This is a genomic window from Arthrobacter sp. 01T428, assembly GCF_056398685.1.
Genome location: NZ_JBFTPW010000008.1, coordinates 41,175 through 54,878, shown reverse-complemented (window position 1 = coordinate 54,878; position 13,704 = coordinate 41,175). Strand labels below are relative to the sequence as shown.

Below are 13,704 nucleotides of genomic sequence, written 5' to 3'. Positions count from 1 at the left end.
GTCGACGGCCGTCGATGTCGGATGCGCGTCCGGCAACCTTGCCCTGCGCCGCTGGTACACGGCCAGCAACTTTGCGGCTGGGACATAACTCAAGCCGAGGTAATCTGTCTTCATCGCTGCGACCGCATGCGTCACCTCGGCGATCCCACTCATAGAAGACGATGCAGCCTCAAGCATCCGCAACAGCTCAAGCCGTCCAATCATGCCGCTCACGCTATCAGCCGGACGGCCGCAAGGCCTCGAATGAAGATCTCGCTTTCGCCGAAAAGACGCGATATACGCTCCAAAGGCGGGAATACCATCCCTAAGCGTGCGCTGCTTGTGACCGGAGCAGTGACTGGCTGAGACCATGGGCTCATGGAAAACCTGTCAGGGAACCGCGAATGGGTCCGTCGGCTGCTGGGCTTGGAATCCCCTGAGCTTCTCCGCCCGGCGGCCGTGCGCCGTTGCCCGCTTGACCCTGTTGGTTCGATCGCCCTGGAACGGGTCGAAGTGGACACGAGCGACGGTGACACCGTCCCATGCCTGCTTCTGAGCCCTGAGGCGCCCGCCGGAAGGACTGTGATCGCGGTCCACCAGCATGCCGGTAAGTTCTCGATCGGCAAGAGCGAAGTGGCCGGTCTCTGCGGTGATCCTTCGATGGCATACGGGTTCCGGCTCGCCGAACGCGGAGTCCGGGTGCTCATCCCGGACTTGATCGGCTTCGAGGAGCGTCAACGGGGTTGGTCGCCCGCTGGCACGGATGACGAGCAGCTCGATGCGCTCATGCGTATAGCACAAGGCAGCAGCCTTCAGGCCAAGCACGCCAAAGACATCGCAACTCTGACGACGTGGCTGGTTGAGGAGCCCGGGATGGCCGGGATTCTGGGCATCATGGGCCATTCCCTTGGCGGTCAGGTGGCGCTCTTCAGCCTAGCGTTCGATGCGCGCCTCTCCGTTGGCGTAGTCAGTTGCGGTCTGGGCACCGTCGCCTCATTCGCATCTCACCGCATCAAGCACAATCCGGCATGGTTCGTCCCTGGCCTTGAGGCGGCCGGCGACGTGCCTGCGCTCGCGAGAGCGCTCCACGGACAGAAGGTGCTTGTCACCGCCGGATCCGCTGATCCGTGGTTCCCAGTTATCGGAGTGCGCGCCGTGCTCGCGGGCTTCGGCCCTGGAGTCTGCGACACACATCTGTTTGATGGCGGGCACGAGCTCCCCGCCGAGATGATGGAGCTTGCCTGCTCCCACTTTGTCGACGCAATCTCGTGACAGCACCTCTTGTCCAAACGTCCGGTAAAGGATCCCCACCGGACATTTGGGATTTGCTCAGTGCGGCTACGGGCCGCCCATGAGGTCGCAGGTGTAGGTGGCTTGGCCAGTCTTGATCACGATCCAAGTCGCTGTGCCGCTTTGTGTTCCTGGTGCGGCTGAGTAGATGTCAGCTCCGCCCGCGGTCTTTCCTTGCTTGGTCACTCCGTCGAGGTTGTGCGTGTTTGGCATCGGATTCGTCCCGCATTGGTAGTCACGATTGGCGAACTGGACCTTCGATGGCACCTCCTTTGGCCAGAGCGCCCAATCAGAGGTCATCTGATGGACGTCCCAGACCCGAAACACCACTACAACGAGCGCAACGACAATGACCGCGCCGAGGACCCCGCCTGCAACCCATTTCCCCCGTTTCACTCCGCAACTATCGCACGGGTCGCTCTTCCCTCACCATGGGCGCACCCTTTCGCCGCAGCTAGTCCGTTTTGGGGTGCCCGAAAGCCGATCGGCTACCGGGCGCGCCTTGAAGGACACTTCTTGGCGCTAGAGTTCGGTTCATGATCGTTTGGCTCAACGGCACCCACGGCGCTGGAAAGACGACGACGAGCGCGCTCGTGCAGCAATTGCTGCCCGACGCGCGCGTTTTCGACGCTGAGAAGGTCGGTGAGATGCTCATGGACATCAAGCCGGGGCTTCCTGCAACGGACAACTTCCAGCATTGGGAGCCGTGGCGAAGGCTCGTCGTCGAAACGGCTCGACGCGTGCTCGAATACACCGGAGGCACACTCGTAATGCCGATGACCGTCCTGGTCGAGAGCTACTGGCGGGAGATCAGCGATGGTCTTACGGAATACGGCATACCGATCCAGCATTTCGTGCTCCACGCCGACCAGGCCACGCTCCGCGACCGCATACAGAACGACATAGACCTCGGCCCCTCGACGTTCCGCTTCGCGTACTTGGAGCCATACGCCGAGGCAGCTCGTACCTGGCTGCACGATGAAGCCGAGGTCATCGACACCACACACATCACACCGAACCAAGCCGCGCAGCAGATTGCGCATTCGGTGCTTGGCCGCTGAGAGAACTCCAGACGGATCTACTGACGCCCACCATCAAGGCGCGCGGGCGTTTTGCTGCCCATCAGGCAGTCGGTTCACCTCCGATTCATACGACGACGCTACGGTTTACCCGTGAAGCGCTTCTTTGGGCACCCCATCACCTTGTGGCCGTCTATGCAGAACCGCCTGCACATCTACGCACTGCCCGCCCCCGACCTCCGATCGGCGCTGGAAGAACGTCAGCGCGTCCTGGAGGCGTTCGACTACTGCTCCATCCAGCCAGCAAACTACCTGCATGCAACGGTGCAGCAGTTCGCGGTTACCTCCGACGACGTCAGCCCTGAAGATATGGATGCCTTCATGGCCACGCTAAAGAGCCTCGCCGCCGACACCAAGCCGTTCAGCATCGAGCTAGGCGAACCGGAAGCGGATGACTACTCGCTTGGAGTCAAAGGAACCAGTACGTCATCATGGGCGAAACTGACCGCGGCGGTTCGCGACGCGGCCGCTGACACCATCAACAAGGGCCAACCGCTGCCGGGAGCCCCCTTCAACCCCCATCTCACCCTGGGCTACGCCCTGGCCGAAGGCAGTACCGCCCTCATTCAACAAGCGTCCGACCAGCTGAGGGCACCCGCCCTTCCTCCCCTGACCATCAACGAAATGCATCTCATAGCCGTCCACCAGGATGCCAAACGAGGCACCTTCACCTGGGACACCACATCTCGCTTCCCATTCAGCGAACCCCCTGCCAAATAATCGAAGCGGACGCCTCCTGGCTTCGGCGACGTGCACGCTGAAGGATCAGCTAACGGGCACCGTTCCACATAGCCACATGGCGCTTCGAGAACTACCTGTCTGCCTAGGGTGCTTGCATTAGTACCTGTAAGCGACCGTTTCTGCTGCTTCGGGCGGCTTCTAGGCAATACTCGAGGGGTGTACATGCGTAGCGAGGTTCTTTTTATCGGGGGTCGCTCTGGCGTTGGGAAGAGCTCCGTGGCGTTTGAGCTCCACGCGCAGCTCGCCGTTCTGAACATCAAACACTGCGTGATTGAAGGCGACAATCTTGATCTGGCCTTCCCCCGTCCATGGGAGCATCAGCTGGCCGAGCGGAACCTAGCCGCGATCTGGGCAAACTATCGAGACCTTGGATATCGGAGGATGATCTACACAAACACGGTCAGCGTCCGATTTTCCCAGGAATTGGCGGCCGCCATGGGAGATGAACCCAGAATTACCGCCGTTCTGCTGACCGCTACTGATGCAACATCCTCAACTCGGCTGCGCGGGCGCGTTCAGGGGAGCGACCTTCAGGATCATCTTGACCGCAGCAGTGCCGCGGCGAGGGAACTTGAGCTCCTCACGCCGCAGTGGGTCCAGCGATGCCGTACTGACAACCGCAGCGTCCAGGATATTGCTGGTGATCTCCTGTCCCTCACCGGATGGACAGCTGTCCCGGCCAGCTAGGTCATCAAAGGTGGGTCGCTGAACCGCATTGCAGATGGCCTCGCCTACAGTTCCGCCCGGTGAGGTGCCAGATGCAAAACCTCACCATGACGATCAGACGCGCCGTCATCAATGATGCGGACAACGTTTGGCTTCTACTTCAGGATTTCGCCACAACGTTCGTGCCAGAGCCGGAAGCCTTGAACTAACCTTCCGTTCGTCGCTCCAGGCGCCCGAGACGCTCGTTCTGATAGCCGAACAGCATGACGGGTCCGTCGTTGGGTATCTTTTAGCCCGTTGTCGGGCCACCTTTCTTGCCAACGGTCCTGCTGCCTGGGTCGAAGAGGTCATGGTGACCAAGCGAGCACGACGGCAAGGTGTTGGACAGGCTCTGATGACTGAAGTCGAGTCGTGGGCGCAAGGCGCAAGGGTCGTCTTATGTGGCGCTAGCAAGCCGGAGGGCCGACGATATCTATCTTGCCCTCGCATACGAGGACGCCGCAACCTTCTATAAGAAGGCCCTTTAGCTCTCGGAAAGGGTGCGGCCGGCTGCGTGGCGCTGTCGGGGATGGTCATGCGAAATGAGTTCGTCGGCTTTATGCGATTCTTGAGCATGCGACGACCACAGATCGACCACCAGATTCCCGAGCCAACGGCGGAGGACCCGGAAAGAATTGGCAAGCTTTTGCGGCACGTCGGGGGGCAAGACGTCGCTTGGGGTGCACAGCAATCCCTCGACGTCTGGGTAATAGAGCAGCGCGCCAAACTCGATCAGCGGATGTCCGAACGAATTCGCACCGCCTCGTGGGCCCTCGTCGTGGCGACAGCCGGCCTGGTTGTATGCACTGCCGGTCTCATCTGGGCGACCCTGGCTGCCTGAACCGGCGGTGCGAGGCCAGTGATACCCGGTAAAGGATCCGTTTCGGGCATCCCTCTGTTACGTTCGAAACATGCTCGTTGTCCTGCGTGGTAACTCCGGTTCCGGTAAGAGCACCATCGCAGCGGGGCTACAACAAGCGCTGGGATGGCCGACTGCTATCCTCAGTCAAGATCATTTCCGGCGGGTCGTGTACCGCGAGCGGGAACAGGAGAGCCTCGCCCACGCAGACCTTCTCGAAGCCGCGGCAGCTCACTGCCTCAGTGCAGGGCATCACGTCATCCTCGAAGGCATATTCAACGCGGAGTGGTATTCGGCGATGCTCCAACGGGTCGCCGCCCAGCGCAACGACGCGAGGTTCTTTGCCTTCGACCTTACGTTCGATGAAAACGTCCGCAGGCACGCTACGCGGCCACAAGCGACAGACTTCAGCAAGAAGGATTGCGGGCCTGGTACCACGGCTGGCAGCCGTTATCTTTCGTAGAAGAAGAGCGCATCAATGCATCGGAATCGGCGAGCCGAATCGTGGCGCGCATTCTCGGCGCGGACGCCCGATAGTCGATCCTCACCGGACACTGTTCGCTTCGGGTGGTCTCGCCTCAGAGTTCAAGCGGGCTATTCCTAGCCTGTGGCTCCCGCCCGATTGTTCGATGGGTTGACGACCACAACGGGTTCGAGCGGCTCGGGGGGCAAGCCCTGCTTTCGCCGTTTGCGATCGGCGGCGGATGAGCGAACGATCCTCCAATATCCCGGAACCCACAAGACGGCATAGGTCAGAACAGACAGCCACATCACACCAATAGGAACCCAAAAGAACGGGCTGCTCACGTCAGGTCGAAGGCTAGCAAGCGTAATCATGATGATGATCATCTCGCCGAGAAGGAGACCGGTCCTGATCAGCATGCCCTTTTGGAACCGTGTGTAGGCTTCCAGGGTGGCGTTGCTGTATTTGCCCGTTGCGGCCAAGGCCTCGATGTTCATTTTCCCCGCCCCATTGTCGAAATGAATCAGACCGATCCTGGTCCGCTGTTGGATCTATTGCACAACCGAGGCCGTAGCGCGATAGCCGAGGCCCTGATGCTTTCACGTGAGTCTAACCTCGCCGATCCCTCTCCGCGCCGCTCCACTGGTTCTGTCCAGGTGCACGGTGAGGGATCCCTATTCGGGCACCGCGGTATACGGCGAGGCACTGGCTTGCGGTCACTTCGGACGGGCCCCTACCGACGCCGGCCATGCGCCTGCTACCGTGAACCATCGCTGACGCAAGGGGGATGTCATGCAGCTACGCGGCGCCGCTGGGTTGGCCGTCATAACGCTCAGTTTGTCCGGCTGCGCGCCTTTGCTGCCGATGATCCACCCCAGTCCCGCACCCAGCCCAAGTTCGTCAGGGCCTTCAGGCAAGATCCCCGTCACCGGTCAGCCGTCCGCTCAGTTCTGTGAGAACGCCGGGACCTACCTGTCCAAGTTCCCCGACCTCCCGCTGTACGGGCCACACCCGGAGACGCAGGAGGCCACGGGCTTTCTCAGCTGCTGGTACACCGTCGACGGTGACCCCTACCATCCGCGTGTCACCTTGGAGGCGCTGACTTTGAAAAACGACGACGACCGGGCCGTCTTTACCGAACAATGCGATGGCGGAAAGCTGGGACCCGGCACCGTCAAGATCATCGCTAACTGGACTCAGGACCGTCATTGGTCTGCGTGGATAGCGGCACACGACAGCTCCTACAGCGAGGCTATCCTCTGCACCCCGGACCAGATCTACACAGCGTCGGTGACGTACGTCCCCGGCGCCACCGCCGACGATGCCCTGGCCACCATCATGGCCGCCATCGACTGATCCGGCCTGGATAGCGACTGACTCGTCGGCCGGGCAGTCAACGCCCTCCGGGTGCCGCGTCAACAAGCCGACTATCCGCAGAATGCACGGGCAGGGATCCCTCGCGAGGACGTTTGCGAAGGGGCATTCACTTCCTGCGGCGTACCACCAGCACGATGTACAAGGCAGCGGCCACAGCAACCAATGCTCCGACGCTGACCCCTGCGCTTCCATTGTTGAGCACGCTAGAACTCCTCTACGGCCTCAATTGGCTACTGACTACACAGCGTACGCGGTGTTCTGGGTGCTGAATGAAAACCTGGCGAAAGCAGTGAATGCCATCCCGCCCGCGGGAGCCTTGTTGGAGGATTTAGCTTTGAACGCAAGTGGGATCCAAAGCGATGGTAGTTTCAGGACCGCATGTTCTCCGGTCGCGTCCGCGGGTGCTGAACATACACTGATTCCAGTCGATGATCTGGGGGACGATGCAAGCGGAAACCGTTCAGCTGCCTGATGATCTGCTGCTGCCCGCGACCGCCCTGCCTCTTGCGGCCGCGCCCAGATGGTCGGGCTCGCGTCTCCGCCGGCGTCTGCTGTGGCGCGCTGGGTTGAGCGTGTTCGCCTTCGCCTTCCTGGTCGTTGGCCTGGTTTTTCTCTGCGGACAGTCCCCCATTCGGCCGGTCCGTGCCGTTGTGGAAATCGTCCGACTCGCCGACGGTGCCTTTCGAATAGAACCGAGATCCTAGGCGTTCCGGTGCGGGATCCCTAACCCGGACGGACGGTGGCCCCTGGGCGCGTGAAGTCCACAGTCTCGACCCAGGACGAGCCTGCTGAAGAACGAGTTGCAGGTCCGAAGTCGTGAGGTCGTCGCGTGGTCGAGGCCATTTGTTTTCAACCAGACGGCACTTGTACTGGATTGAACCGCACTGGTCCGCCGCATTCGGGGCCGTCAGGGTGCTCCCCTATCGGCTCCGTTTCTATTCGGGAGCACGCGCCACACGGACACCTGAAGAGTCCACAGCGTCGACAAACACAGACGTGACTCTGACGGGCGGCATCAGGAAAGGCGCAGACTGCGGTACCAGCCACCTGCCGTCGGGTGTCCTGATTACCCGGGCCGGAGTGCAGCCCTCCCCGAAGCAAGCCCAAAGTCTCCGGCGTACGCTGCCGAGTCTGGCAGCACTAAATGTTGGCTCAGAGCGTCCGCCTGGCATGCACGTTGACGGAACCTGCGCCGGTTCAGACAGACCCCGTGAGCCGACGGATACAACCAATTTACACATCAAACTCTTGACCGGGTGAGGATCGCACCCATAGAGTTCTCTGATATATGAGTCATATGTCACATTGGGCAGCAGTGATACATGACGACGCCGAAATCATCTCGCGAGTCCTGCGCGGCCATATCGGCTGGCGTCAAGCCAATCGGCATCGTCCACCGGTCGCTAAGGGCTGCGGCTGTCCGTGCGTCTAGGAAACGGCGTCAGCGGTTTGCGCTGACGTCAGAAGGGAACAAATCTCAATGATCTATCCGACCGGGACGACGGCCTCCGTCGACACCTCCATATCAAGAGAGACCAGCTCCAAGTTCAAGCGCCGCTTCATGGTGCGGCTTGTCGCTGTCTTCATCGGCGGGATGTTCCTCGATGGTTACATCCTCGGAATTATCGGCCCCGTCAGCGGACTCATGCGGTCAGATCTCCAGCTCGACGCACTATCTCTGGGCATGATTGCTGCAGGCCCGCTGGTTGGTATCTTCGTCGGCTCCCCGCTGGCCGGCTGGGCTACTGACAAGTTCGGACGAAAGCCCATGTTCATGGTGGACATGGGCCTGTTCCTGGTCGCCTCAGGGGCCCAGTTCTTCGTGACTTCCGGAGAAGGGGCCGTGATCCAGCTGGCCGCCATCCGGTTCTTCATGGGCGTCGCGATCGGCGGCGAGTACTCGATCGGTGGGCCATTGCTATCAGAGTTCTCCCCGCCAAAGCTCCGCGGGCGATTGCTCGGGCTGACTCTGATCGCCTGGTACGTCGGTTTCATGATGGCATTCATCATCGGCACGCTCCTGCACGACGCCGGCACCCCATGGCGCCTCGTAATCGGGACAAGCACGATACTCGCATTCGTCCTGTTCCTCGCCCGCTTGGGCCTCCCCGAATCTCCGAGCTGGCTCATTACGAAGGGACGGCATGAGGAAGCACTCGCGATAGCACGCCGATATGTCGAATCGCCCCAGATGCACGACAGCATCACTGGAGAGATGGATCTGAGGATGATCCAGGAGGCCCAAGCCGCGCAGAGTAGGACCAAAATCAAGGGCGCCTCCTTCGGAATGCTGTTCTCGAGGCAGTACTGGCGCACCACCCTCTTCACCTCAGGTTTTTGGTTCTGTGCGGTCACTCCGTACTTCGCGATCGCGACCTTCGCCGACGACGTGCTCAACCAATTCGGCTTCGGCGGCTGGACCGGCGGAGTCGGCCTGTCCGCACTTGCGGCCGCGGGTGTTGTCACCACCGTGCTTCTGATTGACAAGCTCGGCCGTCGAATTCTCACCGTGCCCGGGCAGTGGCTCTGCGCAGGCATCCTGCTGATCATCGGAGTCTGGGCGAACGCACCAGCGATCCTCGTGCTCGTCCTGTTTCTCGCCTTCTCCTTCTTCAATGCCGGCTACACCACGATGACCCAGGTCTATCCGGCGGAGGTATTCCCCGGCCACCTGCGCGGCATCGGCATGGGCTTCGCCGCGGCCTTCAGCCGCATCGGAGCCGCACTCGGCACCTTTGCACTGCCATGGGCGATCAGCAACATCGGCCTGGGCCCAAGCATGGTCGTGGCCGCCGCCGTCGCATTACTCGGCGCAGCCCTCTCGCAATGGCTCGCGCCCGAGACAAAGGGGCGCACCCTCGCCGAGATCTCAGCAAACTTCTCCCACTGACACCGGCGTCCGACTGTCCCGTTCAAGGATCCCCTTACGGGCGGGGGCCTGCGCGCCCTTGACCCTACGGTCAGGCACCGCTGGTCAGCTAGCGTTGGTCGAACGATGGCAAGCAGTCCACCGCGGAAGCAAACAAAAAAAGATTCTCCGGTCTGTGTCGATCCGGCCTCGCGCCGTTCGACCTGTGGGTGAGAAGGTCGAAAAAGCGACCTTCCGGAATCAAGGAGCATTCGATGGCCAAGTACATGTTGATCATGCGTCCCACGGACGAGTCCTTCGCGAACTTCGCGAACACGGACTTCGCCGAAATCATGGATGCCATGGGAAAGTTCAACGACGAGTTGATTCGTGCCGGTGTCCTGCTGGCGGCCGAGGGGCTGGACGACGCGAATGAGGGCGTCGTGGTCGACTTCACCGGCGAGACGCCGGTTGTCACCGATGGCCCGTACGGAGAGACCAAGGAGCTGTTCGCCGGCTACTACATCCTTGATGTCGCATCGAAGCAGGAGGCCGTCGAGTGGGCCAAGCGGGCGCCGCTCACGGCGGGTAGCAAGACCGAGATCCGCCGCGTGACGACGATCGATGAGTTCCCGCAGGACAACAAGTGGATCCAGAAGGAACGGGCGTGGCGCGAGCTGACCGGGCAGCTCTGAGTCGACGGTGAGCAGCGCAGAGGCGCGGGGCGCCGTCGAGGCTGTGTGGCGGATGGAGTCCGCCCGCATCGTCGGCGCCCTCGCCCGCTATACGGGGGACTTCTCGCTGGCCGAAGATCTCGCCCAGGAAGCCCTCGCCGAGGCGCTGGTGTCCTGGTCCGTAAACGGGGTGCCGGCCCAGCCGGCAGGGTGGCTGCTCACTACGGGCCGCCGTCGTGCCATCGATGCTTTCCGGCGGCGCGCCGGGCGCGACGAACGGTACGCTCTTCTCGCCCGGGGCCTGGACGACTCGACGCCCGGGGCGGACGCGCTGTTCGACCCTGACGCGATTGATGACGACGTGCTCGCGTTGATGTTTATCTCGTGCCACCCCGTGCTGTCGAAGGAGGCCCGGATCGCCTTGACGCTGCGGGTGGTCGGCGGACTGGGCAGCGACGAGATCGCCACGGCGTTCCTGGTTCCGGTGGCGACGATCCAGGCACGCATCACGCGGGCCAAGAAGACGCTGGCCGCCGCACAGGTGCCCTTCGCTGTGCCCGAACGGCAGGAGTTGAACGAACGGCTTGGCTCGGTGCTTCAGGTCGTCTATCTCATCTTCACGGAGGGCTCGTTTGCATCGGGCGGCGAGGAGTGGATCCGCACCGATCTGGCCAGCGAGGCCCGCCGGCTGGCCCGCGTCCTGGTGCGGCTCGCGCCCGAGCCGGAGGTATTCGGTCTTCTCGCGCTGCTGGAACTCACGGCAGCCCGGTTCCCGGCCCGACTTGATGAGTCCGGCCGCCCGGTGCTTCTGGAGGACCAGGACCGGAGGCTGTGGGACCAGGCGGCGATCCGGCGCGGGCGTGCGGCGCTGGCACAGGCTGTGGGGGCCGGACGTGGACTGGGCGCATATGGCCTCCAAGCCGCCATCGCCGAGTGTCACGCGGTGGCTCGCTCGGTTGCCGAAACGGACTGGCAGCGGATCGTAATCCTCTATGAAGCCCTCGGACGGCTGACGCCTTCGCCCGTCATCGAACTCAACCTAGCGGTCGCGGTCGCGATGGCCACCGGCCCCGCGGAGGGTCTCGAGCTGGTAGACGCGATCTCGTCACGGGGCGAACTGACGGGTTCGCACCTGCTCCCCGCGATCCGCGGCGCGATGCTCACCCGGCTCGGTCGTCGAGACGAAGCGCGGTCCGCTCTCCTGCAGGCCGTTGAGCTGTGCAGGAACGCCGCCGAACGAGCTGCGCTCGAGCGCAAGATCGACGGCGTCAGCCAACCATGAAGGGGGCCGCCGTCGACCGCGGCAACGCCCGAAGACCACCCCTGGTGTTGAGTGCTTGAATGAGGGCATGGTGGATCGAAGCGTACTTGTCTCCGGTGGCGGCATTGCCGGCTTGACCGCCGCGTACTGGCTGGCGAAGGCTGGTTGGTCAGTCACGATTGTGGAACGATCGGCCGATGCGCGATCTAGTGGCAACCCCATCGACGTACGCGGAGACGCGGTCGCTATTACACGGCAAATGGGCATCTGGTCGCGCCTGGAGGAGGCCGCCACTGGTGTCGAACGCCTGGTCTTCGTCGATGCCGACGGGCGGCCGCAGGCCACCATCCCCACCCGGCAACGCGCCGACCGCGACGGAGAGGTCGAGGTCGAGGTCGCACGCACCGACCTCGTCGGCCTGTTGCTTGAGAAGGCCCAGGAGACAAGCCGCATCATCCGGGACGACTCGATCACCGCCTTGCACCAGGACGACGGCGGAATCGACGTCGAGTTTCGGCGGACTCCTTCCCGTCGCTTCGACCTGGTCGTCGGGTCCGACGGGCTCCACTCCGCCGTTCGGCGCTTGGTATTCGGCCCCGAAGAACGCTTTTCCCGCCCATTCGGCATGTTCGTGGGCACCGTGCGCGCCCCTGCACCGATCCAAGATCCGCGCATTGTGCTGATGTACAACGAACCGGGAACCTCCTTGACCATCCACCCGGCGGGCGGGAAGCCCGGGTTCGCATTCATCTTCCGGGGGCAGCACCATTTCGACTACCGCGACGCGGACCAAGGCAGACGCCTCGTCGAGTCCACCTACGCCGACGGCGGATGGCTCACCCCGCTCGCGCTCGAGGAATGGGGCGCGTCCGACGAAAGGTACTTCGACGCAGTCACCCGCATGGACGTACCGCAGTGGTCTGCCGGCCGCGTGGTGCTGCTCGGTGACGCGGCGAGTTGCATCTCGCTGTTCGGTGAAGGATCCAGCAGCGCGATCGTTGGAGCCAAGACCCTCGCCGACGCGATTGCTGCCTACCCGGATGACCACACCGCCGCTTTCGCCGTCTATGAACGCAGCCACCGCAAACACGTGCACTCGCTACAACGGGGCGCCGGCATCGCATCGCGCCTCCTCGTACCCAAAACGCAATCGGGCATCACGATCCGCAATGCTGTGTTGAACGCGCTCCCCTTTCGGAACACCCGACAAGCCCCGGATTCGCGGCGATAAGCGACGAACTTTTCCCAACGCTATTTTGTCACCCGGTGACCGTTAGCCGGCCCTCATCTGGACCACCGTGAGAAGCTGAGGGAATGATTCTGGAGCACGCAATCCTCCCCGTCCGTCCCGGCAGCGAGTCCGATTTTGAAGAGGCATTCCGGATGGCGCGACCTCTGATCAGCCGGCAGCAGGGCTTCCGCAGTCTTTCGATTTCACGCTCGATCGAGTCCCCAAACCTGTACCTTCTACTCGTTGAGTGGGATTCGGTCGAAGCCCATTCCGACGGCTTCCGTGGGTCCGCCGACTATGAGCGGTGGAAGGAGCTGTTGCACCATTTCTACGATCCATTCCCGGTGGTTGAGCACTTCACGACGGTGCGGTAGCCAGCCCCTCACCCGGCATGTGGATACAGTTTGAGAGTGAATTTCCACGCGTTCAAGCGTTTCTTCGATCTTGCGCCTGCTCTTGCCGCTGCACAGCCTGTCATCGAGGTTGAAGAACAGAACAGCGACTACGAATCCGGTGTTGCCCGCATCAGGAATGAGCTATGGCGAATCCGCACCGCCCGGATCACACCGACGAAACCCGGTGCCTTCGTCGCGGTCTGGAAGCGCGGCGAAGGCGGATCGACCAGGCCCTTCACGGCTGACGAGTCGATGTCCGGACTGCTCGTCTTCGTAGAGGAGCAAGAACGGTTCGGGGTCTTCCAATTCACCAAAGCCCACCTGGTCTCGCTCGGATACGTCAGTTCCGACGTTCATCCCGGCAAACGCGGTTTCCGCGTCTATCCCGCATGGTGCAACGACCTGAATCCTCAAGCGTCACGCACGCAGCGCGCGCAAGGGCCTGCGTTCGCCGAGATTACTCCGACAACCGCACGCGACCACTTCAGCGCCCGTTGGGCAGCCTTGATCTGAGTTCTTCTGCATAGGAAGCGATGGCCTGGCGCTGGTCTCGGGTGAATCTTCTGACTTGCATGTCGAGGACTACCCGACTGCCCAGTTCTCCCAGGCCCAACAGCTGACCCACCCGCTGGATTGATTCGTCCACGTTCTCTGAATCCTCAACCACCTCGAAGACCTCGCCCCGCCGATCCATCGCCTTCACCAGGGCCTCGTGGAGCATCAATTGTTCCCTTGTCCGCCGCTCATCCTCATCCTCATCCATGCCGCGATTCTTGCACGAATGGTTGCGTCAAACTGCCGG

Annotated in this window: 18 protein-coding genes; 14 read left to right on the top strand and 4 right to left on the bottom strand. The window is 62.2% G+C overall.

Annotated elements, in window-relative coordinates; genetic code table 11:
* The first annotated feature begins 357 nt into the window (after window positions 1–357).
* Entirely contained in the window at window positions 358–1,251 is an 894-nt protein-coding gene (locus tag AC1DJB_RS10995; protein ID WP_441438228.1) for an alpha/beta hydrolase, read from the top strand.
* A 66-nt stretch (window positions 1,252–1,317) separates the two neighbouring features.
* Here the strand turns inward: AC1DJB_RS10995 and AC1DJB_RS10990 are convergent, their stop codons facing one another.
* Window positions 1,318–1,665, bottom strand: a complete 348-nt coding sequence (locus AC1DJB_RS10990) for a hypothetical protein (protein WP_332601588.1) — start codon at window positions 1,663–1,665, stop codon at window positions 1,318–1,320.
* A gap of 140 nt (window positions 1,666–1,805) precedes the next feature.
* On the opposite strand from AC1DJB_RS10990, the gene AC1DJB_RS10985 reads away from it, so the two are divergent.
* The 6 genes from AC1DJB_RS10985 (at window position 1,806) to AC1DJB_RS10960 (ending at window position 5,116) form a co-directional block, all read left to right on the top strand.
* Window positions 1,806–2,330 carry an AAA family ATPase gene (locus AC1DJB_RS10985; protein WP_332601589.1) on the top strand — a complete coding sequence of 175 codons (525 nt, stop codon included), beginning with the start codon at window positions 1,806–1,808 and terminating at the stop codon, window positions 2,328–2,330.
* 111 nt (window positions 2,331–2,441) lie between these two features.
* Window positions 2,442–3,068: a 2'-5' RNA ligase family protein gene (locus AC1DJB_RS10980; protein ID WP_332601590.1), complete on the top strand. Its 627-nt coding sequence runs from the start codon at window positions 2,442–2,444 to the stop codon at window positions 3,066–3,068.
* 183 nt (window positions 3,069–3,251) lie between these two features.
* Complete coding sequence (locus tag AC1DJB_RS10975) at window positions 3,252–3,776, top strand: adenylyl-sulfate kinase (RefSeq protein WP_476910243.1); 525 nt, start codon at window positions 3,252–3,254, stop codon at window positions 3,774–3,776.
* Between the two features lie 127 nt (window positions 3,777–3,903).
* Window positions 3,904–4,269 carry a GNAT family N-acetyltransferase gene (locus tag AC1DJB_RS10970; protein ID WP_332601592.1) on the top strand — a complete coding sequence of 122 codons (366 nt, stop codon included), beginning with the start codon at window positions 3,904–3,906 and terminating at the stop codon, window positions 4,267–4,269.
* 99 nt (window positions 4,270–4,368) lie between these two features.
* Window positions 4,369–4,635: a hypothetical protein gene (locus AC1DJB_RS10965; RefSeq protein WP_441438230.1), complete on the top strand. Its 267-nt coding sequence runs from the start codon at window positions 4,369–4,371 to the stop codon at window positions 4,633–4,635.
* A gap of 70 nt (window positions 4,636–4,705) precedes the next feature.
* Complete coding sequence (locus AC1DJB_RS10960) at window positions 4,706–5,116, top strand: tRNA (adenosine(37)-N6)-threonylcarbamoyltransferase complex ATPase subunit type 1 TsaE (RefSeq protein ID WP_332601594.1); 411 nt, start codon at window positions 4,706–4,708, stop codon at window positions 5,114–5,116.
* A 137-nt stretch (window positions 5,117–5,253) separates the two neighbouring features.
* Here the strand turns inward: AC1DJB_RS10960 and AC1DJB_RS10955 are convergent, their stop codons facing one another.
* Window positions 5,254–5,613, bottom strand: a complete 360-nt coding sequence (locus AC1DJB_RS10955) for a hypothetical protein (protein WP_332601595.1) — start codon at window positions 5,611–5,613, stop codon at window positions 5,254–5,256.
* A gap of 295 nt (window positions 5,614–5,908) precedes the next feature.
* Here AC1DJB_RS10955 and AC1DJB_RS10950 point away from each other — a divergent pair, with 295 nt between their 5' ends.
* The gene (locus AC1DJB_RS10950) at window positions 5,909–6,472 is read left to right on the top strand and encodes a hypothetical protein (RefSeq protein ID WP_059388055.1); all 564 of its coding nucleotides are present in this window, start codon (window positions 5,909–5,911) and stop codon (window positions 6,470–6,472) included.
* Between the two features lie 127 nt (window positions 6,473–6,599).
* Here AC1DJB_RS10950 and AC1DJB_RS10945 read toward each other — a convergent pair whose 3' ends face one another.
* Window positions 6,600–6,695, bottom strand: a complete 96-nt coding sequence (locus AC1DJB_RS10945; protein WP_113990585.1) for an MYXO-CTERM sorting domain-containing protein — start codon at window positions 6,693–6,695, stop codon at window positions 6,600–6,602.
* Window positions 6,696–7,973: 1,278 nt separating this feature from the next.
* Between AC1DJB_RS10945 and AC1DJB_RS10940 the strand changes: the two genes are divergently transcribed.
* From AC1DJB_RS10940 to AC1DJB_RS10915, 6 genes are all read left to right on the top strand, one after another.
* Window positions 7,974–9,383, top strand: coding sequence for an MFS transporter (locus AC1DJB_RS10940; RefSeq protein WP_059388057.1), 1,410 nt, complete (start codon window positions 7,974–7,976; stop codon window positions 9,381–9,383).
* A gap of 233 nt (window positions 9,384–9,616) precedes the next feature.
* Window positions 9,617–10,036 (top strand): YciI family protein, encoded by a 420-nt coding sequence (locus AC1DJB_RS10935; protein WP_284991761.1) that lies wholly within the window; start codon window positions 9,617–9,619, stop codon window positions 10,034–10,036.
* A 7-nt stretch (window positions 10,037–10,043) separates the two neighbouring features.
* Window positions 10,044–11,297, top strand: a complete 1,254-nt coding sequence (locus AC1DJB_RS10930) for an RNA polymerase sigma factor (RefSeq protein WP_476910242.1) — start codon at window positions 10,044–10,046, stop codon at window positions 11,295–11,297.
* A 67-nt stretch (window positions 11,298–11,364) separates the two neighbouring features.
* Window positions 11,365–12,507, top strand: a complete 1,143-nt coding sequence (locus AC1DJB_RS10925; RefSeq protein WP_441438232.1) for an FAD-dependent oxidoreductase — start codon at window positions 11,365–11,367, stop codon at window positions 12,505–12,507.
* Window positions 12,508–12,590: 83 nt separating this feature from the next.
* A complete protein-coding gene (locus AC1DJB_RS10920; protein WP_332601598.1) occupies window positions 12,591–12,881 on the top strand; it encodes an antibiotic biosynthesis monooxygenase family protein in 291 nt (96 codons plus the stop codon).
* Between the two features lie 36 nt (window positions 12,882–12,917).
* Complete coding sequence (locus tag AC1DJB_RS10915; RefSeq protein WP_332601599.1) at window positions 12,918–13,415, top strand: MepB family protein; 498 nt, start codon at window positions 12,918–12,920, stop codon at window positions 13,413–13,415.
* Here AC1DJB_RS10915 and AC1DJB_RS10910 read toward each other — a convergent pair.
* On the bottom strand, window positions 13,387–13,665 hold the full coding sequence (locus tag AC1DJB_RS10910; protein WP_476910241.1) for a DNA gyrase subunit A: 279 nt from the start codon (window positions 13,663–13,665) through the stop codon (window positions 13,387–13,389). The two genes, AC1DJB_RS10915 and AC1DJB_RS10910, sit on opposite strands and share 29 nt — an antisense overlap.
* Between the last annotated feature and the right edge of the window lie 39 nt (window positions 13,666–13,704).

Coding starts and splice junctions, on each gene's coding strand:
- AC1DJB_RS10950 (WP_059388055.1), top strand. CDS start 5,909: ATGCAGCTACGCGGCGCCGCTGGGTTGGCCGTCATAACGCTCAGTTTG.
- AC1DJB_RS10920 (WP_332601598.1), top strand. CDS start 12,591: ATGATTCTGGAGCACGCAATCCTCCCCGTCCGTCCCGGCAGCGAGTCC.
- AC1DJB_RS10940 (WP_059388057.1), top strand. CDS start 7,974: ATGATCTATCCGACCGGGACGACGGCCTCCGTCGACACCTCCATATCA.
- AC1DJB_RS10935 (WP_284991761.1), top strand. CDS start 9,617: ATGGCCAAGTACATGTTGATCATGCGTCCCACGGACGAGTCCTTCGCG.
- AC1DJB_RS10910 (WP_476910241.1), bottom strand. CDS start 13,665: ATGGATGAGGATGAGGATGAGCGGCGGACAAGGGAACAATTGATGCTC.
- AC1DJB_RS10985 (WP_332601589.1), top strand. CDS start 1,806: ATGATCGTTTGGCTCAACGGCACCCACGGCGCTGGAAAGACGACGACG.
- AC1DJB_RS10995 (WP_441438228.1), top strand. CDS start 358: ATGGAAAACCTGTCAGGGAACCGCGAATGGGTCCGTCGGCTGCTGGGC.
- AC1DJB_RS10955 (WP_332601595.1), bottom strand. CDS start 5,613: ATGAACATCGAGGCCTTGGCCGCAACGGGCAAATACAGCAACGCCACC.
- AC1DJB_RS10965 (WP_441438230.1), top strand. CDS start 4,369: ATGCGACGACCACAGATCGACCACCAGATTCCCGAGCCAACGGCGGAG.
- AC1DJB_RS10975 (WP_476910243.1), top strand. CDS start 3,252: ATGCGTAGCGAGGTTCTTTTTATCGGGGGTCGCTCTGGCGTTGGGAAG.
- AC1DJB_RS10960 (WP_332601594.1), top strand. CDS start 4,706: ATGCTCGTTGTCCTGCGTGGTAACTCCGGTTCCGGTAAGAGCACCATC.
- AC1DJB_RS10925 (WP_441438232.1), top strand. CDS start 11,365: ATGGTGGATCGAAGCGTACTTGTCTCCGGTGGCGGCATTGCCGGCTTG.